The sequence below is a fragment of the Pseudomonas sp. EGD-AK9 genome, from assembly GCF_000465935.2.
Classification (GTDB): Bacteria; Pseudomonadota; Gammaproteobacteria; order Pseudomonadales; family Pseudomonadaceae; genus Aquipseudomonas.
On sequence record NZ_AVOF01000542.1, the window covers coordinates 1 to 1,462 of the forward strand.

Consider the following 1,462-nt stretch of genomic DNA (forward strand, 5'->3'; position numbering starts at 1 on the left):
GTCATCCCGCTGCTGCAGCTGCTGGTGTGGTTCTGGCAGCGCGGCCGCTTCGACCTCGACGAGCGCTACGCCGGGCTGATCCTGCACAGCCTCTACCTGGGCGGCATGGCGGCGCTGATCACGGTCGCGGTGGCCATGCTGCTGGCCTTCGCCCGGCGCCAGGCGCCGACCCGCGGGGTGCGCGTCGGCGTGGCCCTGGGCAATATCGGCTACGCCCTGCCGGGCTCGGTGCTGGCGGTGGCGATCATGCTGGCGTTCAGCTTCCTCGACCGCGAACTGGTGATCCCGCTGTCCGGCGCCCTGGGCGGCGCCGGCAAGCCGCTGCTGCTGGGCAGCCTGGCGGCGCTGCTGGTGGCCTACCTGATCCGCTTCATGGCGGTGGCCTTCGGCCCGCTGGAAACCAGCCTGGCGCGCATCCGCCCGTCGCTGCCGGAGGCCTCGCGCAGCCTCGGCGTCGGCGGCATCGGCCTGTTCTTGCGGGTCTATCTGCCGCTGCTGCTGCCGGGCACCCTGTCCGCTGCGCTGCTGGTGTTCGTCGACGTGCTCAAGGAAATGCCGGCCACGTTGCTGATGCGCCCCTTCGGCTGGGACACCCTGTCGGTGCGGGTATTCGAGATGACCAGCGAAGGCGAATGGGCGCGTGCAGCGTTGCCGGCGCTGACCCTGATACTGGTCGGCCTGCTGCCGGTGATCCTGCTGATCCGCCGTTCGGCGCGGCGGATCGGCTAACCGAGGGCGACCTTCGGTCAGGATGACCCCTGCCGACCTTGCGGCTACAATGCGCGCCATTCGCGAGCCGGGTAACCCGGCAAGATTCGTCTAGAAGCGTAGCCGAGGCCGCCAGTGCAAGGCGAAAGCGGGAGAGAAAGCGGAATGTACTTTTGTACATGAGCATTTCGAACCCGCTTTCAACGCAGCAATGGCAACGCAGGTAGCTTCTAGGTGGTCTGAATCGCTTCGCCAAGCCCGGAAGGAGACACCCATGGGACAGCGTACCCCCCTCTATGACCTGCATCTGGCGCTGGGCGCCAAGATGGTCGATTTCGGCGGCTGGGACATGCCGCTGCACTACGGCTCGCAGGTGGAGGAGCATCATCAGGTGCGCCGCGAGTGCGGCGTGTTCGACGTCTCGCACATGTGCGTGGTGGACGTCGCCGGCAGCCAGGCGCAGGCCTATCTGCAGCGCCTGCTGGCCAACGACGTGGCGCGCCTGGAGGGCGTCGGCAAGGCGCTGTACAGCGCCATGCTCAACGAGCAGGGCGGGGTGATCGACGACCTGATCGTCTACCTCACCAGCTCTGCTTCCCAGGAGCAGGGCTACCGCCTGGTGGTCAACGCCGGCACCCGCGACAAGGACCTGGCCTGGATGCACGCCCAGGCCGGCGATTTCGCCGTCGAGCTGCGCGAGCGCCGCGACCTGGCCATGCTCGCCATCCAGGGCCCGCGCGCCCGCGCCCGCGTC

1 protein-coding gene and 1 pseudogene are annotated in these 1,462 nt (G+C 68.5%); both read left to right on the plus strand.

Annotated elements, in window-relative coordinates:
* A partial coding sequence (locus N878_RS20320) for an iron ABC transporter permease (protein WP_021445378.1) occupies window positions 1-729 on the plus strand: 729 nt, incomplete at its 5' end.
* Between the two features lie 253 nt (window positions 730-982).
* Window positions 983-1,462: pseudogene (locus N878_RS20325) on the plus strand (glycine cleavage system protein T); the annotation flags it as partial.